Below are 19,529 nucleotides of genomic sequence, written 5' to 3' on the forward strand. Positions count from 1 at the left end.
GCAGTGGTGGTACCGGCGTCAGTTCTTGACGGCTCCGAGTGTCATTCCCGCGACGAACTGGCGCTGCATCCAGACGTAGACGAGCACGACGGGGACTATGGACATGGTCAGACCGGCGCAGAGCGTCGGCCAGTCGGTCTGGTATTGGCCGACAAGTCCGAACAGCACGGGTTGCAGTGGCAGTTCTTCTGTGTTCTGCAGCACGGTATTTGCGTAGATGAACTCGTTCCAGGTCTGCAGGAACTGGAAGATGATCACCGTGGCGAGTCCCGGCCGGGCCAGCGGGAGAACGATGCGCCAGAAGATCTGGAACTCACCCGCACCGTCGATGCGGGCGGCTTGCACGAGCTCGTCGGGCAGGGTCTCGAAGAAGGCTCTCATCAAGAACATGGAGAACGGCGCCGAACTCGAGACGTAAAGCACGAGCAGCCCCACCTGGCTGTTCAGCAGCCCGAAGCTCTTCAGCTGCAGATAGAGCGGAATGATCAGCGACGTGGACGGCATCATGAGCGTGGCGAGCAGCATCACGTAGATGACGTTCTTGAAGGGGAAACGCAGCTTGGCGAACGCGTATCCGGCGAGCGATGCGAAGACGACTACGCCGAGCACGGTCGCCAGGGTGATCCAAAGGCTGTTGGCGAAGTGCAGCCCGAAATCCGTCGAGCTCCACGCCTTCGCATAGGCGTCAAGCGAGACCGAGGTCGGCCAGATGCTCCCGCCGAACACCGTGTTCGCCGGTCTGATGGAAGTGAGTACCAGCCAGATTAGAGGGAAGATCGTGAAGGCGGCCACGGCTAGAAGAATGAACGCGACGAACGACCGACCCACGGGGAATCGCCTGCGGCGGACCGCCTTGGCGCCCACCGCGGAGGAGGCGGCCTCGGCACGGCTCAGGAGGGCGGTCATCGGCTCGCCCTTCTCGAGAGCACGATCTGCACGAGCACGGCGACACCGCAGAGGAGCATGACGATCACGCTGAATGCGCTGCCGTAGCCGAGCTGCGGAATCGATCCGGCTGTCGAGCCGAAAGCGAGGCTGTACAGGTAGGTACCGAAGACCTCTGAGGCGTGGTTGGGACCGCCCGCTGTCATCACGTAGATGAGATCGAACACCTTGAACCCGTTCATGAGGTTCAGGCTGATGACGATCGCCGTGACGACACGAAGACTCGGCATCGTGACGTACCAGAACTGCTGAAGCCGATTCGCCCCGTCGACCTGCGCAGCCTCGTAGTACGTAGGATCGACGCCCTGGATGCCCGCGAAGAAGATCAGCATGTTCATCCCGACAGCGCCCCACAACGACACGACGATGATCGAGGGCAGCACCACTGCAGGGTCGGAGAGCCAGTGCTGCTGCAAGGCTCCGAGTCCGATCGCCTTCAGCAGGTTGTTCAGCGTTCCGAGATTCGGGTCGTAGATCAGCTTCCACAGCACGCCGGAGACGACGAACGAGATGATGCCCGGAATGAAGAGGATCGTACGAACGACCACACTCAGACCGCGCCAGACGTTGGAGAGCAGCACGGCGATGATCAGCGGGATGACCGTCTGAAGCACCGTCGTGATGATCGCGAAGAGCAGCGTGTTACCGAATGCCGTCGCCGCGACCGGATCGCTGAACATCCGCGTGTAGTTGTCGAGCCCGATGACATTCGGGGCACCGAACCCGCTCCACCTGGTGAAGCTGAGGTAGATCGCGAAGACGATCGGCCAGCCCACGAAGAGCACGAAAAGCACGGTGATCGGAACGATGAAGCCGTAGCCGGCGAGTCGCTCGGAACGCTGCAGCTTCCAGAGCCGCGCACCGGAGCGCGGCGCCTGCCGTATCCCGGCGCGCAGCGTCGATGAGGAGGTGCTCATGAAGGCGTCCTCACTCAGCCTCTGGCGTTCTCGACGGCCGATTGCATCTGCTTCGCCACCTCGGCCGGCGTGGCCGTCTGGTCGAAGATCTTCTGCAACGGGTCGCCTGCCGCCGACGATCCGGAACCGAATGGGATGTGTGGGCACCCGTCGGTCAGCCATCCCGCCATCTGTTTCACATGCGGTTCGGTGATCTGCTCGACCGCAGCCTGCGTAGAAGGCATCGCATTGGACGCGTTCATGAGGTTCGAGTAGACGCCCTCCGAGTACAGGTACTTGAGGAACGTGAGCGCCGCATCCTTGTTCTTACTCGTCTCCGAGACCGCCAGACCTGCTCCAGCCTGGTCAGCCGTCCAGTGTCTGGCGCCGCTCTTGATCGCCGGCGTCTTCATGATCTTGTAGCGCTTGACGAAGTCGGGCGACGCATTCGTGATCAGCCCAGACGGCGTCCACGACCCAGCGAAGAACATGGCGGCGCCACCGGTGTAGAACAGCTGCTGCGATTGGTCGCCGGAGGTTCCCGTGGTGCCGGGCTGGAACACCTTGCCCTTGACGATCTTGTCGTTGAGCTCGAGCGCCTGGACGACCGGCTTGCTGGTGTAGCTGTACCCCTTCTCGAGCTGATCGAGCTTGAGGTACCAGGTGGGATCATCGGTCACCTGCGTGATGAGCGGAAGGAAGAAGTCGAGGGCGCTCGTGCCAGGATTGCAGCTGATCGAGACGGCCGACTTTCCGATCGCGTTGATCTTGGCCGCGGCCTCGATCAGGTCGTCCCAGGTTTCGGGCTCGCCATCGACACCTGCCTTGGCGAGAAGATCCGGGTCGTAGAAGATGCCGAACGTCTGAGCCTCGAAGCCCACGGCGTACTGCTTCCCGCCCTTCGTGTACTCGTCGTTCGTGGATTTGAAGAATCCCTTGAGGAAGTCGGATCCGAGGTCCTTTTTGAGATCGGCCGAGATCCCCTGCTCGCCGTAGGTGATGGCCCGCACGTGCGGAGCGAAGATCTCGGGAACATCGCCGCCCGACACAGCCGCGGTCAGCGCCGGCAGGTATTGATCGGGCGTTCCGAAGATACGGTTCTCGATCTTGATGTTCGGATGCTTCGACTCGAAGTCGGAGATCACCTTGGGAAGCGTGTCCTTGATCTCCGTGTACCACGTCCACATGCGCACCGTGGCCTTTCCGCCGGACGACGATCCGCCGCCCGTGGAACACGCGGCCAAAAGACTCGATAGCCCGATGGCTGCCGCCCCGGCACCGGATGCCTTCAGGAGGCCGCGCCGGGTGATGGGGGTCCCCGCCGCACTGGCGAAGAAGGATGACCCGCGATTGCTTGGCATTCTCTACTACTCCTCGTTGAGTCGGCGTCGCCGCGACTGTCGGCGCTGTCGAGTGGGGTGCGGATACTCGCCCGACCCTCCGGTACGAGCGACCGCTGTAACTTTCTATCTCAAGGTAAGGAAGTTTGTCAATGAGTAATGAAGGCTGCAACCGGGGCGACAATGGCGCACCGCCCTGTCGAAGGTGTCGAAGGATGCGGCCACGGTGGACGCCCAGGAGCGCTGGCTCAGCGGATGCGCGCCGCCCGGTACGCCGCGCGCTCGTCCGCGCCGAGGTGCTTCGTCGCGTACGACAACATCACGGCCGGCATCCGGTGGGCGTTCTCGTCGAGAAAGCCGATGAGCAGCCCGCGGTCGACGCGTTTGCCGACCTCGCGGAGCATCCATCCGACCGCCTTCTGCGTCAGATCGCGGCGGTCGCCGGTGTCGAGCACCATGGATGCCAGTTCGAGCGTGGTCGAGGCATCCCCGCGTTTGATGAACGCGAAGGTCGACAGCATCGCGACGCGGCGCCACCACAGGTCGTCGGAGTCGGCGAGTTCGAACAGGATGAACCGCGGCCGGTCGAGGAGGTACTCGCCGAGCACGTACTCGGCGGAGGCGTCGACGAGGTCCCAGTTGTTCACGCGTCCTGCCCGCACAGCGTTCAGGTAGAACGCTGCGAGGCGCTCTCGTTGGTCGTCGTCACGGGTGCGGGATGCCGATGCCCGGGCGAACAGCGCATTCAGTGCCACGAGCGCCGCAAGCCGGTGCTCGTGCACGTGGCTCCCGAGCAGTTCCGCGATGCTTTCGAGCGACAGAGGCCCGAGCCGTTTCACGACCGCGCGCACCGCCGGCACGCGCACACCGATGAAGACGTCGCCCTCGCCGTATTCGCCCGGTCCGGTCTTGAAGAAGCGCTGCAAGAACACGGCGTCACCGGCATCCGCCACCTCCGCGAGCGCAGCGATGACAACGGCCGCCGGGCTGCCACTCATGCCGGAGTTCGCTCTGGCGGATCCTGCGTCCACTCCTGCAGTCTGCAGGACGAACGGGGCGCTCGATGTCGCGATCGGTGCGAGTCGCGGCGGCCCGGCCGACGTGCGGGCTACTTCACCGAGTCCCGCGCTCTGACCCCGCAGACCGCGTCACAGAACCTGCGGCTCACTGGCCGCGGATCCCACCGGTTCTGCGACACACGTTCCCGGCATGTCGCAGAAGTTGCGGGTTGGGGGCCAGGAGGCCACATCTAGTGAGACCTGAACCATGCACCCGGCCGGCCCGCCGCCATCCCGCCGGCCCGCCTCCTTGCCGCCCGCCGGCCCGCCTCCATGCCGCCCGCCGGCCCGCCTACTTGCCGTCCGCCGGCACGCCGCCGCACGCCGGCCCGCTTATGCTGACGGCGTGCCGAGCGGTCGAAAGTTCACGAGGTCATGACCCGTGCGCCCGTGCCCGGATCCCGCGGCGGCGCCTCCGCGCGATACGAGAGCGGTCCGGATGCCACCACCCGCGCCACCGCCGCGGCCCTCGCGAGGGTCGGTGGTGCGGCATCCCTGGTCCTCGTCGAAGGCGTCAGTGATCAGATCGCGGTGGAGACGGCTGCTGCTGGAACCGGCAGGGACCTTCGCGCCGAAGGCGTTGTCGTCGTTCCGATCGGCGGAGCTCACGCGGCAGCACGGGTTCTCGCCGGACTCCACACCAAGCACAGCGACGTGCCGATCGCCGCGCTGTGCGACGCGCGTGAGGTCGAGGTGCTCCGTCGCGGAGCGATCGACACGGGCGTCGACCTGCGACTCTTCGTGTGCGTCGAGGACCTCGAGGACGAACTTATTCGTGCCGTGGGCGCATCAGAGGCGGAGCGCGTGCTCGAAGCCGAAGGCGACCTGGCCCGTTTCCGCACGTTGCAGGCGCAGCCGGCGTGGCGCGGGCATCCGCTCGAGGCGCAATTGCGGCGCTTCCTCGGCAGCGGCGCCAGGCGCAAACTGCGCTACGCCGAGGCGCTCACCGCGACCGCCGTCGCGAACGGATGCCTGCCCGCACCGCTCGCCGCGCTGCTCGCCGTGACCCATTGAGCTGCGTCCTGCGACGCTTCGAGTGCTCGCAGCATGCGGGGACCACGCGGGCTACACGCGGGCCCCGTCTCACTGACAGAAAGTGCTCTTAGCGCCGAAACGAATCGCATTCTTTGTCAGTGAGACGAGATCTCGATGCCAACGAGCGGCTGCAGCTCTGGCAGAACAGGAGCGGCCGTGCCTCAGGGCGGAGCGGCCAGAAGGATCAGTACCAGCCGGAGGACTGCGAGTGACCCCACGCGGCACACGGCGTGCCGTAGGAGTTGGAGATGTAGCTGAGACCCCACGCGATCTGCGTTGCGGCGTTCGTCGCCCAGTCGCTGCCGAAGGCGGCCATCTTCGAGCCGGGAAGGGCCTGCGGGATGCCCGTGGCGCCGCTCCCGGAGTTGTAGGCCTGGTAGTTCCAGCCGGACTCGCGGTTCCACAGGCTGTTCAGGCACTGGAACTGGTCGCTGCCCCAGCCGTACTTGCTGGACATCATCGACTGCGCGACGGCGCGGGCGCCATCCGGTGTGTTGGCCTGCGCGAGCGCCTGGGCCGCGGCCTGCGCCTCGGCGGCAGCCTTGGCTGCTGCTTCCGCTGCCGCCTGCTGCGCCGCTGCGACCGCGGCGTCGTGTGCCTGGGCGGCCACGGCGGCCTTCTCGACAGCGTCGTTCGCGGCGACGGTCAGCTTGTGCAAAGTGCCGGCATCCGACGAGTAGTTGTTCTTCAGCGCGGAGATCGCGTTGTTCAGTTCGGTCGTGTCAGCACGTCCCTGCACCTGCTCGGCGGTGATCTGCGCGACGGCGAGTGCATCGAACGAGTCCTGCGCGGCCTTGTGCTGAATGGCCATCGCCGCGATCGGCGAACCCTTCTGCACTTCGGATGCCGCGCCGGTCGTCTGCTTGGCCGGCTCGGCGTAGGCGTTCTGCATGACCACCGGAGTGACGACGGCTCCCACGGCGACGATGGCCGCCGAGGTGACGAGCAGTGCTCGCTTGTGCTGCGCGATCGCGCTGGCACGGCGGTGACGGGCGGACTTGCCGAGGAGGGGGCGGAGGGTGTTTCGGAGGCTTTCGGGGGCAATACGCGTGAGGAAGGTCAAAGGGTTCCAATGATCGGGGCTTCCCCGCGTCGTCCACCCGGGTGCGCGCACGCGTCATCCGGGCAACGGATGCCTGACACACGCACTCACGCGCGCCTCAGCATCCGGGCGGGTCGGGCTCACCCCTTGCTGCACGCCCGGTTCGGTGAGAATCCGGCGCACCTCGCGTCATGCCGGCACACCGCCGTGTGGGGGCACGACGGTGGCCTGGCGCGCGGAACGCGCACCGGCAAGACGCCCCTCAGACGCAGCAGGCGGCGTCCGTCGGGTCGGGGCGTTCGTCAGAACGGCATCCCACCCAAGGGGGTTTTGTCGGGGCGCAATGCCGAAAAATCCGACGACTCCGACACGGTACTCAGTAGCACTGGACGGGGTGTGCACAGAGCATCCGAGAGCCCTGGGAGCCGTTTTCCCGCGGAATTACGCGGATCTCGCGTCGTAGATCACGATGTCACCGAAATTGCAAGTCGATTCATCCGCATATGCCGCTCGCTTGACAGGTTCTACGCGCTCCAGGGCCGGCAGCGGGCCCGCTGCTCCCTACGGCGAAACCGACAGGAACAGGAACGCCGCGAAGATCACTAAGTGCACGCCGCCCTGCAGCTTCGTCGCACGGCCGGGGACGACGGTCAGGATGCTCACCACGATCGAGAGCAGCAGCAGCACGATCTGCGTGTCGCCGAGTCCGAGCACCAGTTGCCCGGGCATCCAGATGGATGCCACGGCGACCGCCGGAATCGTCAGCCCGATGCTCGCCATGGCCGACCCGAGGCCGAGGTTGAGGCTGGTCTGGATGTGATTGCGCCGCGCCGCGCGCACCGCTGAGATGCCCTCCGGCAGAAGGATGACCAGCGCGATGATCACGCCGACCACAGACTCTGGAAGCCCGAGCGCCACCACACCGCCCTCGATCGACGGAGACTCGAGCTTGGCCAGGCCGACCACGGAGACGAGCGCAACGAGCAGCAGCACGAGGCTGATCAGCGCCGCGCCGAGGGTGGGCGGCTCGCCGTGATCCTCCTCGTCGTCATCCTCGCCGATCACGCCGCCCGACTCGCTCACCGGCAGGAAGATGCGCCGGTGCGAGATCGTCTGCGTGATGACGAACAGCACGTACAGCGCCAGCGACGCGATCGCGGCGAACGTGAGCTGCGTCGGCGAGAACCGCGGGCCGGATGCCTCGGTGAAGTCCGGCAGCACGAGGCAGAGCACCGCGAGCGTCGACACCGTGGCGAGCGCAGCGCCCGACCCTTCCGAGTTGAAGCGCACCGTGCCGAACTTGAGTGCGCCGACCAGGATCGCAAGGCCGACGATCCCCGTGGTCGTGATCATGAACGCCGAGAACACGGTGTCGCGGGCGAGCGTCGCCGCGTGCTCGTCGCCTCCGGCCGAGAGCGACACGATGAGGCCGACCTCGATGATGGTCACGGCGACCGCGAGAATGAGCGACCCGAACGGCTCGCCGACCCGGTGCGCGATCACCTCGGCGTGATGAACGGCCACGAGGATGGCGCCGATGAGGATGACCGCGAGCAGGATGGCGAGCCCGATCCCCGGCTTCGTGCCCCACGCCAGCACAAGCGCGATCGCGGCGATCACGGGCACGCCGACGGGCGTCCACCTGCGGATCACGCCCATCACCGTCACGTACCCATCTTGTCAGCCGCTTGTGCCGACGCCGGGCGGCTGCGCCGTCCGGCGAACGCTGCAGTCCTCCCCGTTCAAGTCGCAAAGTCTGCCGTTATGAGGCCGCGATAGCGGCAGACTTTGCGACTTGAACGGGAGGTGGGGCGGGCGGCCGAGGGAGACAGGGTGCGGCTACCTTTGGTTGAGCGGGCCCGGTGAACCAAACGGAAGCGAGACGAGATGGCAACGCGCGCGTGGCGCACCCTGGAACCCGGTCAGATCTCGAGGCTCGTCGTCGTCGACATCGCGACCGGCGAACGTCGCACCGTGCATGAGAGCGCCCACACGGTCTTCGAGGCGCCCAACTGGACGGTCTCGCCGTATTGGGGCGACGAGGAGTGGCTGGTCTTCAACCAGGACGGCCTGATCCACCGCATCCCCGTCGCGGGCGGCGACGTCGAGCCCGTGCCCACCGGCGACATCGACAGCTCGAACAACGACCACGTCGTCTCGCCCGACGGCCGCTACCTCTACATATCGGCCGAGGACAAGCACATCCACCAGGTCTCGCTCGCCGACGGCGCGACCCGCCGCGTGACGCGTGAGCACGCGCATCCGTTCAACCACTACCTCCACGGCATCTCGCCCGACGGCCGAACCCTCTCCTACATCGGACTCGAACCGCTGGGCCCCAATCCAGGCCCGGGCACCCCGGCTCGCACCAACGTCTTCACGATCGGCATCGATGGAGCGGATGACACGCAGCTCACGCACTCGGATGCCCCGCACGACGGCGCCGAGTTCGACCCGACCGGCGAGTGGATCTACTTCAACTCGGAGCGCGAGTCGAAGGATGCCGGCCATGCGCAGCTGTTCCGCTGCAAGCCGGACGGGTCGGCCATCGAGCAGCTCACGTTCGACGAACGGGTGAACTGGTTCCCGCACGTTGCGCCCGGAGGTCGGGACCTCGTGTACGTGAGCTACCCGCCGGGGGTGGTCGGGCATCCGGCGAACGAGCGGGTGCGCATCCGACGCATCGATCCCGACGGCGGGGAACCGGTCGACGTCGTCGACCTCTTCGGCGGTCAGGGCACCATGAACGTCGCGAGCTGGTCGCCCGACGGCGCGCGCTTCGCGTACGTGGAGTACCCGATTGGCTGAACGCAACGTCGTTGCGTGCTTTCGCTCAGAGACGCAACTCTGAACGCCAACTCGGCAAACTCATCCTCGAACCTCGTCGTTACGCTCGAAGGAGACGCAAGAGAATTCACGTTCGAGGAGGTCTCGTCATGTCCATCGTTCTTCCCACGGGAGCCGACGAGGCCACGGATGCCGCACGCCTGGCGACCATCGCTGCCGACCCGGCGTGGCTGGCACTGAAGAGCGCGGCCACGAGCATCCAGGCCGACCAGGTCAAGGACGGCTCGATCCCGGATGCCGACCGTCACGCGGATGCGCGCGCTCACGTCGCCACCATCGTGGACTCGATCCGCGACCTGGCACCCCTGTTCCCGCACGACGCCGACTATCTCGCCGCCTTGCAGGCGGACTTCGAGCACTGGGTGGACGGCAGATTCGGCGTGCCCGACTTCTACGACTCGCTCGTCGCCTTCCAGCCGCAGCAGCACCGCATAGACGGCCTCCGGCACCTCGTGGTGTTCCCGATGTACACGCAGAACGGGTCGCCGGACCGCCACGTCGAGGCTCTGATCGTCGAGACGATCTGGCCCGAGTTCGTCGCGGAGCTCGAGCGCACCGACTACGGCAACAAGCTGTTCGTCTCGCTGCGGCTGATCGACTTCACGCCGGGCTATGACACGAACTCCGCCGTGCTGTTCCCCGAGACCGTGGCGATGCGCGAGCTGCCCACCTTCACCTGGGGCGCGATCTTCCAGGACCGCGAAGCCGCTCGCTACCGCGTGGTCGTGCGGGCGGCATCCGACATCACGAAGCTCGACCTGCCCGAGCCGGCCGCGCGCCTGCTCGACGACCAGTCGCTCATCGAGGAGACGTTCGTGATGTGGGACATCATCCACGACCGCACCCACATGCGCGGCGACCTTCCGTTCGACCCGTTCATGATCAAGCAGCGCATGCCGTACTTCCTGTACTCCCTCGAGGAACTGCGCTGCGACCTCACCGCGTACCGCGAGGCGTACCGGCTTGAGAAGACGCTCGGCGCCATGCCGCGCGGGAAACTCACGGATGACCAGCGCAGCATCCTGGAGCACGCCTCCCTCGTGCGCTACGCCATCCTGTTCGACCGCATCTTCCGGTTCCCGATCACGGGCAGCCGGGTGCGCAACTACGACGGGCTCGGCGGGCAGCTGCTGTTCGCGTGGCTGCACCAGCACCACGTGCTCGACTGGACCGACACGCAGCTCTCCATCGACTGGGATGCCGTCGGTGACGCGGTCGTCTCGCTCAGCGACACCATCAACGAGCTGTACTGGCGCTCGATCGACCGCCCCAAGACGGCGCACTGGCTGGCTGCCTACGAGCTGGTGAGCGGCGTGCTCGCGCCGAACCCGGCATCCGTGTGGGCGACGGGCCTGCCGGAGGAGGTTCTCGCCGGCGCGCCGAAGGGGTACACGGATGCCGTGCTCGACGACGAGTTTCCGCTCTCGATGTTCTACGAGGCGCTGAACAAGAAGATGGGCGACACCATCGAGTCGACGAAGGGCATCACGGGCACGTCGCTGGGCTGATCACGGCACCCGGCCGCGAGAGTTCTTCTCGGCCGCCACCGTGGTGTCGTACGTGCGTTCTAACGTTCCGGTCATCAAAGTTCCGTCACAGGGAGGACACGATGACCATCATTCCTACCCCGGCCGAGCAGGCATGGCCCGACCAGGAAGACAAGAACACCGCCGAGATCATTCGCACGCGTGGTGTGTTCATCCCATACGTGATCGGCGACTCGCGGATTCAATTGCCGTCGTTCGCGTACACCATCGGCCTGTTCGGCATCGGGCACCCGGAGTTGCTCGTCATGGGCATCGATCAGAACACCGCCGGCGCTCTTCTCAACGATGTCGCGGACCAGGTGCGCGATGGCCGGGTGCTCTTTCCCGGCGAGTTGCTGACGTTCGAGCAGTGGTCGCACCGGGTGACTGTGGAGGAGGTGCCGAATCCGGGAGAGATCGCGTTCGCTGCGAACCGCTTCTACCAGAAGGCGGACTGGTGCTCCGTTCCCTTGCTTCAGCTGACCTACGACGACAAGAACGGCCGGTTTCCGTGGGAGAGCGGATACTCGAATCCCGACTGGATCCAGCCCCGGCCGGGATCGTTCCGGGCGTGAACCTCGCCTACGCGAGAGGCTCCGCCTCGTCCAGCTGTGAGGCGAGTTCGCGATCGAGTGTGAGAAGCGGGGTGCCGCCCTTCTCGCGTGCCCGAAGGGCGAGATAGATTCACCGGGCCTCCCAGCGGAACCAGCGGATGCCGATGAACGCGAACACGACCACGTAGCCCAGGGAGGCCAGCAGTGCGTACAGATCCTGCTCGCTCCATCCGGTGCCGTTGAGCACGTCGCTGAAGAGCGTCATCAGGGCGCCGACGGGCGTCCATCCCGCGATCGACTTGATGACATCGCCGAGCACGCCCGTTCCGCCGAGGATCCCGACCAGTACGAGCAGGATGAAGAGGATGCGCCCGATGGCGTTGATCGCGCCCGTTGAGGGAACGAGCCCCACGAGCGCCTGACCGATCGACAGGAACACCGCGGCGCCGAGCACGGCGACCACGAGCACGAGCACGTACTGGCCGAAACTCGGCGCGAGGCCGTGGAGGATCACTCCGACGATCAGCACGATGAGCGAGGAGATGAGGTTGGTGACGATCTGCACGACGATGCGACTCGTCATGATCGTCCAGGTCGGCGCCGGCGTGACGCGGAGCCGCTGAAGCACGCCGATCTCGCGGTCGCGGGCGAGCCCGAGGCTGTAACCGAGCAGGCACGAGGCGAGCAGACCGAGCGTGATGGCGAGCCCGATGACCAGGCTGGGATTGCCCAGCCGGTTCACGTTCTTGTTGAAACTCGTGACGATGATGATGACGACGGGCAGCGCGAGGCTCAGCACCGTCGCGATCCGGCTGCGCATCAGCACGATGGCGTCGGCGCGCAGCAGCGAGCGCATGGCCAGCCCGAGCGGTGGACGATGGAAGGCGACGTCAGTCACGGATCTCACTTCCCGTCAGGCCGATGAAGACATCCTCGAGCGTGACGTTTCCGTGTGCGACGGCAAGCACTCTGGGATCGTCCTTGTGCTTCGCGATCAGGTCGGCAGGGGTGCCCTCCGTGAGCAGCGCGCCGTGATCGATGATCGCGACGCGGTCGCACACCGCCTGCGCCTCCTCCATGGAGTGCGTGGTCAGCAGGATGCTGCTGCCCCGCTTGCGCAACTGCTCGATGCGGGACCAGAGCGCCCTGCGCGACTGCGGGTCGAGGCCGGCGGTGGGCTCGTCGAGCAGCAGGAGAAGCGGGTCGTGGATGGTCGCGATGTACAGCGCCAGCCGCTGCTGCTGCCCGCCGGAGAGCTGTTTGAACCGCTTGCCTCGCTCCTGGTCGAGCCCGATCTCGTCGAGCCTCTGCCTGATGCGCTCCCGCGTGAGTCGCACACCGTACAGGCCGCCGTACAGGTTAGCGATCTGCTCGATGCTGAGCTCGGCCTGGAAGCTGGATGTCTGCAACTGCACCCCGAGACGCGCCTTCGTCTCGGTGGGGTGCTGGCGGGCATCCATCCCGTCGACCGTCACGGTGCCTGCTCGCGGGTGGATCAGCCCCTCGATCGCACCGAGCGTGCTCGTCTTGCCGGCGCCGTTCGGGCCGAGAAGGCCGAAGATCTCGCCGCGCTCGATCTGCAGGCTCACACCATTGACGGCGATCTGCTGCCCGTAGGCGACCGTCAGCCCGCTGACCTGCAGCGCAGGCGCGGCCGCCGTCGGCGCCTCAGGCGGCACGATGGAGGGCTCATTCCCAGGCACAAAAAAACGATATCACTTTAGGGTCGCGCGTATCCCTCGAATCCCCTCAGGATTCCTCCCGAGGGTGCGGGTTCCCCCTCCCGAGAGTGCGGGTTCCTCCTCCCGAGCGTGCGGGTTCGTGCCACCGAGAGTGCGCGGTCAGCTCCGGGGCGGCCGGCCGCGCTTGGGCAGCGGAGCGACCTCCTTGGGCAGCCTGCCCGCTTGCTTGAGGGCATCCCGGAGCAGGATCTCGATCTGCGCGTTCACGCTGCGCAGCTCACCGGATGCCCACCGCGCGATCGCGTCGTGCACCGCCGGGTCGAGCCGCAGCAGCACGTTCTTGCGCTCCACGCTCATCGTGATCACCCGCGATCTGCGCGGGAGGCCGAGCCGGCGCCCGAGGCATTGACCTGGCGAAGAGTGGCATCCATCACGAGTACAGCGTTCCTGCGTTGACGATGGGGGAGGCCGGCTGGTCGCTGCACAGCACCACCATCAGGTTGCTGACCATCGCGGCCCTGCGCTCGTCGTCGAGCGTGACGTAGTCGCTGTCATTCAGGCGATCGAGGGCCATCTCGACCATGCCGACCGCGCCCTCCACAATGCGCGAACGCGCCTGCACGACGGCCGCGGCCTGCTGGCGGCGCAGCATCGCCTGCGCGATCTCCGGCGCGTAGGCGAGGTGGCTGATCCGCACCTCGACGATCTCGATTCCGGCGAGCGCCACCCGCATCGTGACCTCGTGCGAGAGCTCGCTCGCCACCACGTCGGTGGAGTCACGGAGCGAGATGCGATCCTCGCCGGCGGCGTCGTACGGATAGGCGTTCGCGATCTGCCGCACCGCCGACTCGGCTTGCACTGCGACGAAGTCGAGGTAGTCATCCACCGCGTAGACGGCCTTGGCCGTATCGGTCACCTGCCAGACGACGATCGCGGCGATCTCCACCGGGTTGCCCTCCGCGTCGTTCACTCGGAGGCGCTTCGTCTCGAAGTTGCGGATGCGCACGCTCATCTTGCGCCGGGTGGTCAACGGCAGCACCCAGGAGAGGCCGGGGCGGCGAACCGTTCCGACGTAGCGGCCGAACCGCTGGATCACCCGCGCCTCGCCCGGCTGCACGATCACCAGTGAGCCGAGCACGACCGCGATCGCGAGGATCGGAAGGATGACGAACCGCGCTTGGCCCTGCATGATCGCGATGATCGCGATCACCACGAGAACGGCGATCGCCGCGATCCCGTACGCGCCGCTGATCACCCGCGCGGGCCGCTCGTCGATGTCGACTCGGGCGCCCGAGTACGCGAACGGCGCCGCGTCGGGCCGCTGCGGAGCAGTATCCATGCACCCATCGTAAAGTGATATCGCGATTTCGGGGCGTGTCGGGCATCCGCGAAGATGGATGCATCATGACACTTCGACTGCACGACCCCGACTCCCGCGCGTTCGCCTCCGACAACTATGCCGGCGCGCATCAGGAGATCATCGACGCGATCGTCGCTGCGAACAGCGGTCACCAGATCTCTTACGGGGCGGATGCCTACACGGACCGCCTGCACGAGGTGTTCGCGCAGCAGTTCGGCGAGGGCGTCGAGGTGTATCCGGTGTTCAACGGCACCGGGGCGAACGTGACCGCGCTGCAGTCGATGCTGCCGCGCTGGGGAGCGGTGGTGGCATCCGCAACGGCCCACATCAACACCGACGAGAACGGCGCCCCGGAGCGGGTCGGCGGGCTGAAGCTGCTCACGGTCGAGACCCCGGACGGCAAGCTCACACCCGAGCTGATCGACAAGCAGGCGTGGGGCTGGGGGGACGAGCACCGCGCACAGCCACTGGCCGTGTCGATCACGCAGACCACGGAACTCGGCACCTGCTACACCGTCGAGGAGGTGCGCGCCATCGCCGACCACGCGCACTCGCTCGGGATGCGCGTGCACATGGACGGCGCCCGTGTCGCCAACGCCGCCGCCCACCTGGATGCGCCGCTGCGCGCCTTCACGAGCGATGCCGGCGTCGACGTGCTCAGCTTCGGCGGCACCAAGAACGGCCTGCTCTTCGGTGAGGCCGTCGTGGTGCTGAACCCTGATGCCTCGCAGGGCATGACCTACCTGCGCAAACTCGACATGCAGCTCGCATCGAAGATGAGGTTCATCTCCGCGCAGCTCATCGCCCTGCTGAGCGACGGGCTCTGGTTGCGGAGTGCGCGGCACTCGAACGCGATGGCCAGCCGGTTGCGGTCCGAGTTGGAGGATGCCGTGGCGTCCGGCCGCGCTCCGGGCCTCGGTTTCACCCAGGCGACCGAGTCGAACGGCGTGTTCGCGACGCTTCCGCACGATGCCGCCGAACACATCCGTGAGCAGCACCGCTTCTACGATTGGGACGCTTCGCGCGGCGAGGTGCGCTGGATGTGCTCATGGGACACCACTGAGGACGACATCGACGACTTCGTCGCTGCGATCGTGGAAGCGCTGACCGCGAGCGCCGCCGCCGGTTGAGCATCCCGCCTGCGAAGGCTGACAGGTTCGCGATTAAAGCCTGGCACGAACCTGAGTCGCGGTCTTAGCATCCGGTTCTTGTGACGCTCGCGACGACGCGGGCGCGCGCGACCCGAAGGCGACCCATGTCTGCAACCGAGACAACCACCCGCCGCACCGGACTCGAGGTGCGTTCGATCGACTACGTTCCCCAGGCGGAGCGACACGGCAAGGTGTCGCACATCGGGCCGCTCTGGTTCATGTGCAACGCGCAGATCGCCACGCTCGCCACGGGCCTGATCAGCATCACCTCGGGCGGCAACCTCATCTGGTCGTTCATCGCCATCGCGGTCGGTATCTGCATCGGCACGTTCTTCATGGCGGCGCACTCCTCGCAGGGTCCGCAGCTCGGCCTGCCGCAGATGATCCAGTCCCGGCCGCAGTTCGGATACATCGGCGCCCTTCTCGTGTGGCTGTTCGCCTACATCCAGTACGCGGGCTTCAACATCTTCAACTCGGTGCTGGGCGGTGAGGCGCTCGGCGGTGCGATCAGCCCGAGTCAGGCATCCAACCCGCTCTGGATCTGGGTGGTCACCATCGTCGCCGTCGTGATCGCGCTCGTGGGATACGACTTCATCCACTCGTTCGAGCGCTACCTCACCTACCTCACGATCGTCGTGCTGGCGCTCGTGTCGATCTCGGCGATCATCCACCTGCACATTCCGGCATCCGAGTTCAACCTCGGCGCCTTCAACCCCGTGGCGTTCTTCGGCCAGCTCGGTGTCGCGGCCGGATACCAGATCTCATGGGCCATCTACGTCTCCGATTACTCGCGGTATCTGCCGGCGGACACGAAGACGAGCAGCACGTTCAACGTCACGTTCTGGGGCAGCGCGCTGGGCGGTATGTGGATGATGTTCCTCGGCTCCTACATCGCCGTCTCGGCCAAGGACATCGGCACGAACACCGTGGTCGACCTCAAGAAGGTGGCGGATGCCCTGTTCCCCGGCTTCGGGATCATCGCGCTGATCGTGTTCGGCCTTGGGCTCATCTCGGTGACGGCGCTGAACATGTACGGCGGGTCGCTCACGCTCATCTCGTCGATCGACAGCTTCGTGAAGGTGAAGCCGACGCTGGCCATCCGGATGATCACCCTCGGCATCACCGCGGCACTCTCGCTGGGCTTCGCGCTGTTCGCCACCGCGGACTTCCTGGGGAACTTCAACGCTTTCCTGCTGCTGATCCTGTACCTGTTCATTCCGTGGACGGCCGTCAACCTCACGGACTTCTTCATCGTGCGGCGCGGGCACTACGCGATCGCCGAGATCTTCAAGCCGAACGGCATCTACAAACGCTGGGGCTGGGCCGGCATCGGCGCCTACGTGCTCGGGTTCGTCGCGATGATCCCGTTCTTCAACGTCGCGGGCGTGTACGCCGGGCCGGTCTCGCACGCACTCGGAGGGGTGGACATCTCCCTCTTCATCGGCCTTCCGGTGGCCGCCGTCGCGTACTGGCTCTTCACGCGACGCGTCGACGTGGCCGGTGAGCGCGAGCTGGCGCGCCGGCAGGCCATCGAGATCGAGGAGGCGTCGGCGGTGCACGAGCTGCCGTAGCGACGGACACCACACCAGACCACCGAACAGACGAGCGAGCACGGAACGGACGAACCACCACGCGCTGGGCGTCCGCACGGTGCTCGCTCGTCCGTTCCGTGCTCGACCGTCCGTACCGTGCTCGCCCGTCGAGCCCCGTAGCCGACGTCCGGCATGCTGGACGGCGGCGACGGATACCGCACGGCGCAGGATGCACACTGGCGGTATGTCCGTGTACGTGTCGGCGCTCGACCTGTTCTCGATCGGGATCGGGCCGTCCAGTTCGCACACGGTGGGCCCGATGCGTGCCGCCGGACGCTTCGTGGCGGAGCTGGCCGAGGCCGGCATCCTTCCGCATGTGACCCGCGTGGAGTGCACGTTGTACGGGTCGCTCGCGGCGACCGGCGTCGGCCATGGAACTCCGGATGCGGTGGTGGCGGGCCTTGCCGGTGAGCGCTCCGAGACGTGCGACCCGGCCGCGGTGCACGGCGCGTGGGCGCGAGCATCGGAGCTCGGCGTGCTCACGCTCGGCACGGGGGACGGGCACTCGCACGAGGTGCCGTTCCAGGCATCCGACCTCACATTCGAGCCGCGCACCCGGATGCCCGAGCATCCGAACGCGCTCACCCTGCGTGCATACGCGGCCGGTTCGCGTACGTCGGTCGTCGAGCGCACGTTCTTCTCGATCGGCGGTGGCTTCATCGCGGAGCGCGGGGTGGAGTCAGAGCCCGAGGGCACCGGACAGCGGACCGAGTGGCCGTTCTCGATGGCCGCAGAACTGCTCGCCCTGTGCAAGGAGAACGGGCTCGGCGTCTGCGACGTCGCATACCGTATCGAGCTGGAGCGGCGCAGCGAGGCTGAACTGGTCGCGGGACTCGACGCCATCCGAGACGCGATGCACGACTGCGTCGAGCGCGGCCTGCACTCCGATGGCGAACTGCCCGGCGGCCTGCACGTACCCCGCCGCGCCGAAGCGATGCGCGAACAACTCGAGACCATGCCGCCCGACGCACCCGACTTCGCCGCGGAATGGATGCGCGCCTTCGCCCTCGCCGTCAACGAAGAGAACGCGGCGGGCGGCCGCGTCGTCACCGCGCCGACGAACGGCGCGGCAGGCATCGTGCCCGCCGTGCTCGAGTACCACCTGCGGTTCAACCCGCGCGCAACGGATGCCGACGCCCACCGCTACCTCCTGACGGCCGCCGCGATCGGTTCGATCCTGAAGGCGAACGCATCCATCTCGGGCGCGGAGGGCGGATGCCAGGCCGAGGTCGGCTCCGCGTGCGCGATGGCAGCGGCCGGGCTCTGCGCCGTGCTCGGCGGCACCCCCGACCAGGTGGAGAACGCGGCGGAGATCGCGGTCGAGCACCACCTCGGTCTCACGTGCGACCCCGTCGGCGGACTCGTGCAGATCCCGTGCATCGAGCGCAACGCGATCGCGGCATCCACCGCGGTGTCGGCCGCGCGCCTCGCGCTGCACGGCGACGGTCGCCACCTGGTGCCCCTCGACGTCGCCGTCGAGACCATGCGCCAGACCGGCGCCGACATGAGCGATCGCTACAAGGAGACCAGCGCCGCGGGCCTCGCGGTGAACGTCATCGAGTGCTGAGGGCGCTGCGCGACTCGAGCAGCCGCCACCTACGACCTGCGGAGCCGCAGTGCGCGGTCACGTCCGCGTGATCGAGGGGCCACGTGCTGAACCCTCAGCGGATGCCGGAGGGGGCCACGTGCTGAACCCTCAGCGGATCCCCGAGGTCGCGAGCCCGAGCATCCGCTTCAGGCCGGCATCCGTGTCGCCGCGACGCTGCGACGCCCACGCCACCGAGGAGACGAGCGCGAACAGGTCGCGCGGCTCGATGTCGTCGCGGATGGCGCCCGCGTTCTTCGCGCGTGCGACCAGCACCGAGGTCGTGTCGGTCAGCGGCCGGCACGAGTTCCGCAACGGCGAGTCGTCGGTGCGGAACGACTCCGCGATCGACTCCGGCAGGTTGTCGTAGGTGCGCAGGTGATTCGCGAGTGCGAGCATCCATTCGTCGAGGGCCGCACCCGGATCGTCGGATGCCTTCAGCCGCTCCGCCAGCGCCTCCAGCCGGTCGAGGCTGTCGCCTAGGGCCGCGGCGATGAGCCCGTCGCGGGTGGGGAAGTGCCTGTACAGCGTTCCGGGGCCGACACCCGCTCGGCATGCGATGTCGTCGAGCGAGGTGAGCACCCCGCGTTCGGCGAAAGCGTCACTGGCGACCTCTACGATGCGGTCGTAGTTCCGCTGCGCATCGGCCCTCAACGGCCGCGGCGCTGCGGCGGTGGCGGTGCCCATCTGTCGTGCTCCTGACGTTCTCGTCCTGGGCCGGATCGCGGCAGGCGACCGGCTCCTCGTGCTGTTCGCCGACGACGAACAGCGGTTCGTTGACAAAGCGGAGACAGTCTCCGTATCGTGATATTCACTAACAGGAGAGCTCCTCCGGATACCCACGATACCTCGGCGACCGCGGATTGAGTGCCTTACCTCAACCTCGGGGTTTCGGCAGTCCACCGACAGAGCCCCA

The 19,529-nt window shown here is 66.8% G+C and carries 18 protein-coding genes; 7 read left to right on the plus strand and 11 right to left on the minus strand.

Features of this window, described 5'->3' with window-relative positions:
• Positions 1-18: 18 nt before the first annotated feature.
• From ACYVII_RS15315 to ACYVII_RS15330, 4 genes are all read right to left on the minus strand, one after another.
• Positions 19-906 carry a carbohydrate ABC transporter permease gene (locus tag ACYVII_RS15315; RefSeq protein WP_460536633.1) on the minus strand — a complete coding sequence of 296 codons (888 nt, stop codon included), beginning with the start codon at positions 904-906 and terminating at the stop codon, positions 19-21.
• Positions 903-1,862: a carbohydrate ABC transporter permease gene (locus ACYVII_RS15320; RefSeq protein WP_460536635.1), complete on the minus strand. Its 960-nt coding sequence runs from the start codon at positions 1,860-1,862 to the stop codon at positions 903-905. Before ACYVII_RS15320 ends, ACYVII_RS15315 begins: the two co-directional genes overlap by 4 nt.
• A gap of 14 nt (positions 1,863-1,876) precedes the next feature.
• Complete coding sequence (locus ACYVII_RS15325; protein ID WP_460536637.1) at positions 1,877-3,202, minus strand: ABC transporter substrate-binding protein; 1,326 nt, start codon at positions 3,200-3,202, stop codon at positions 1,877-1,879.
• 227 nt (positions 3,203-3,429) lie between these two features.
• Positions 3,430-4,212: a DNA alkylation repair protein gene (locus tag ACYVII_RS15330; RefSeq protein ID WP_460536639.1), complete on the minus strand. Its 783-nt coding sequence runs from the start codon at positions 4,210-4,212 to the stop codon at positions 3,430-3,432.
• A 402-nt stretch (positions 4,213-4,614) separates the two neighbouring features.
• On the opposite strand from ACYVII_RS15330, the gene ACYVII_RS15335 reads away from it, so the two are divergent.
• Positions 4,615-5,253: a toprim domain-containing protein gene (locus tag ACYVII_RS15335; RefSeq protein WP_460536641.1), complete on the plus strand. Its 639-nt coding sequence runs from the start codon at positions 4,615-4,617 to the stop codon at positions 5,251-5,253.
• A 205-nt stretch (positions 5,254-5,458) separates the two neighbouring features.
• On the opposite strand, the gene ACYVII_RS15340 is transcribed toward ACYVII_RS15335, so the two are convergent.
• Together ACYVII_RS15340 and ACYVII_RS15345 are read right to left on the minus strand one after the other, a co-directional pair.
• Positions 5,459-6,337, minus strand: coding sequence for a lysozyme family protein (locus ACYVII_RS15340; RefSeq protein WP_460536643.1), 879 nt, complete (start codon positions 6,335-6,337; stop codon positions 5,459-5,461).
• A 540-nt stretch (positions 6,338-6,877) separates the two neighbouring features.
• A complete protein-coding gene (locus tag ACYVII_RS15345; RefSeq protein WP_460536714.1) occupies positions 6,878-7,975 on the minus strand; it encodes a calcium:cation antiporter in 1,098 nt (365 codons plus the stop codon).
• 228 nt (positions 7,976-8,203) lie between these two features.
• Here ACYVII_RS15345 and ACYVII_RS15350 point away from each other — a divergent pair, with 228 nt between their 5' ends.
• The 3 genes from ACYVII_RS15350 (at position 8,204) to ACYVII_RS15360 (ending at position 11,264) form a co-directional block, all read left to right on the plus strand.
• A complete protein-coding gene (locus ACYVII_RS15350; protein WP_460536645.1) occupies positions 8,204-9,124 on the plus strand; it encodes a TolB family protein in 921 nt (306 codons plus the stop codon).
• A 128-nt stretch (positions 9,125-9,252) separates the two neighbouring features.
• Positions 9,253-10,671, plus strand: a complete 1,419-nt coding sequence (locus tag ACYVII_RS15355; RefSeq protein WP_460536647.1) for a DUF6421 family protein — start codon at positions 9,253-9,255, stop codon at positions 10,669-10,671.
• Between the two features lie 101 nt (positions 10,672-10,772).
• The gene (locus tag ACYVII_RS15360; protein ID WP_460536649.1) at positions 10,773-11,264 is read left to right on the plus strand and encodes a DUF4262 domain-containing protein; all 492 of its coding nucleotides are present in this window, start codon (positions 10,773-10,775) and stop codon (positions 11,262-11,264) included.
• A 109-nt stretch (positions 11,265-11,373) separates the two neighbouring features.
• On the opposite strand, the gene ACYVII_RS15365 is transcribed toward ACYVII_RS15360, so the two are convergent.
• The 4 genes from ACYVII_RS15365 to ACYVII_RS15380 all read right to left on the minus strand — a co-directional run bounded on the left by ACYVII_RS15365 (position 11,374) and on the right by ACYVII_RS15380 (position 14,264).
• Entirely contained in the window at positions 11,374-12,141 is a 768-nt protein-coding gene (locus tag ACYVII_RS15365; RefSeq protein WP_460536651.1) for an ABC transporter permease, read from the minus strand.
• The gene (locus tag ACYVII_RS15370; protein ID WP_460536653.1) at positions 12,134-12,946 is read right to left on the minus strand and encodes an ABC transporter ATP-binding protein; all 813 of its coding nucleotides are present in this window, start codon (positions 12,944-12,946) and stop codon (positions 12,134-12,136) included. Before ACYVII_RS15370 ends, ACYVII_RS15365 begins: the two co-directional genes overlap by 8 nt.
• Before the next feature lie 138 nt (positions 12,947-13,084).
• Positions 13,085-13,282 (minus strand): type II toxin-antitoxin system antitoxin, encoded by a 198-nt coding sequence (locus tag ACYVII_RS15375; RefSeq protein ID WP_460536655.1) that lies wholly within the window; start codon positions 13,280-13,282, stop codon positions 13,085-13,087.
• 73 nt (positions 13,283-13,355) lie between these two features.
• Entirely contained in the window at positions 13,356-14,264 is a 909-nt protein-coding gene (locus ACYVII_RS15380) for an SPFH domain-containing protein (RefSeq protein ID WP_460536657.1), read from the minus strand.
• Between the two features lie 65 nt (positions 14,265-14,329).
• On the opposite strand from ACYVII_RS15380, the gene ACYVII_RS15385 reads away from it, so the two are divergent.
• The 3 genes from ACYVII_RS15385 to ACYVII_RS15395 all read left to right on the plus strand — a co-directional run bounded on the left by ACYVII_RS15385 (position 14,330) and on the right by ACYVII_RS15395 (position 18,595).
• The gene (locus ACYVII_RS15385; RefSeq protein WP_460536659.1) at positions 14,330-15,415 is read left to right on the plus strand and encodes a threonine aldolase family protein; all 1,086 of its coding nucleotides are present in this window, start codon (positions 14,330-14,332) and stop codon (positions 15,413-15,415) included.
• A gap of 125 nt (positions 15,416-15,540) precedes the next feature.
• On the plus strand, positions 15,541-17,007 hold the full coding sequence (locus tag ACYVII_RS15390) for a purine-cytosine permease family protein (RefSeq protein WP_460536661.1): 1,467 nt from the start codon (positions 15,541-15,543) through the stop codon (positions 17,005-17,007).
• Between the two features lie 205 nt (positions 17,008-17,212).
• Complete coding sequence (locus ACYVII_RS15395) at positions 17,213-18,595, plus strand: serine dehydratase alpha family protein (protein ID WP_460536664.1); 1,383 nt, start codon at positions 17,213-17,215, stop codon at positions 18,593-18,595.
• Positions 18,596-18,724: 129 nt separating this feature from the next.
• On the opposite strand, the gene ACYVII_RS15400 is transcribed toward ACYVII_RS15395, so the two are convergent.
• A complete protein-coding gene (locus tag ACYVII_RS15400; protein ID WP_460536666.1) occupies positions 18,725-19,300 on the minus strand; it encodes a TetR/AcrR family transcriptional regulator in 576 nt (191 codons plus the stop codon).
• Between the last annotated feature and the right edge of the window lie 229 nt (positions 19,301-19,529).

This window comes from Humibacter ginsengiterrae (assembly GCF_054780115.1).

Bases quoted from the DNA above. Each gene is read 5' to 3' on its own strand.
- ACYVII_RS15375 (WP_460536655.1), bottom strand. From the start codon at position 13,282: ATGAGCGTGGAGCGCAAGAACGTGCTGCTGCGGCTCGACCCGGCGGTG.
- ACYVII_RS15335 (WP_460536641.1), top strand. From the start codon at position 4,615: ATGACCCGTGCGCCCGTGCCCGGATCCCGCGGCGGCGCCTCCGCGCGA.
- ACYVII_RS15355 (WP_460536647.1), top strand. From the start codon at position 9,253: ATGTCCATCGTTCTTCCCACGGGAGCCGACGAGGCCACGGATGCCGCA.
- ACYVII_RS15360 (WP_460536649.1), top strand. From the start codon at position 10,773: ATGACCATCATTCCTACCCCGGCCGAGCAGGCATGGCCCGACCAGGAA.
- ACYVII_RS15390 (WP_460536661.1), top strand. From the start codon at position 15,541: ATGTCTGCAACCGAGACAACCACCCGCCGCACCGGACTCGAGGTGCGT.
- ACYVII_RS15325 (WP_460536637.1), bottom strand. From the start codon at position 3,202: ATGCCAAGCAATCGCGGGTCATCCTTCTTCGCCAGTGCGGCGGGGACC.
- ACYVII_RS15400 (WP_460536666.1), bottom strand. From the start codon at position 19,300: ATGGGCACCGCCACCGCCGCAGCGCCGCGGCCGTTGAGGGCCGATGCG.
- ACYVII_RS15395 (WP_460536664.1), top strand. From the start codon at position 17,213: ATGTCCGTGTACGTGTCGGCGCTCGACCTGTTCTCGATCGGGATCGGG.
- ACYVII_RS15385 (WP_460536659.1), top strand. From the start codon at position 14,330: ATGACACTTCGACTGCACGACCCCGACTCCCGCGCGTTCGCCTCCGAC.
- ACYVII_RS15320 (WP_460536635.1), bottom strand. From the start codon at position 1,862: ATGAGCACCTCCTCATCGACGCTGCGCGCCGGGATACGGCAGGCGCCG.
- ACYVII_RS15315 (WP_460536633.1), bottom strand. From the start codon at position 906: ATGACCGCCCTCCTGAGCCGTGCCGAGGCCGCCTCCTCCGCGGTGGGC.
- ACYVII_RS15345 (WP_460536714.1), bottom strand. From the start codon at position 7,975: ATGGGCGTGATCCGCAGGTGGACGCCCGTCGGCGTGCCCGTGATCGCC.
- ACYVII_RS15350 (WP_460536645.1), top strand. From the start codon at position 8,204: ATGGCAACGCGCGCGTGGCGCACCCTGGAACCCGGTCAGATCTCGAGG.
- ACYVII_RS15380 (WP_460536657.1), bottom strand. From the start codon at position 14,264: ATGGATACTGCTCCGCAGCGGCCCGACGCGGCGCCGTTCGCGTACTCG.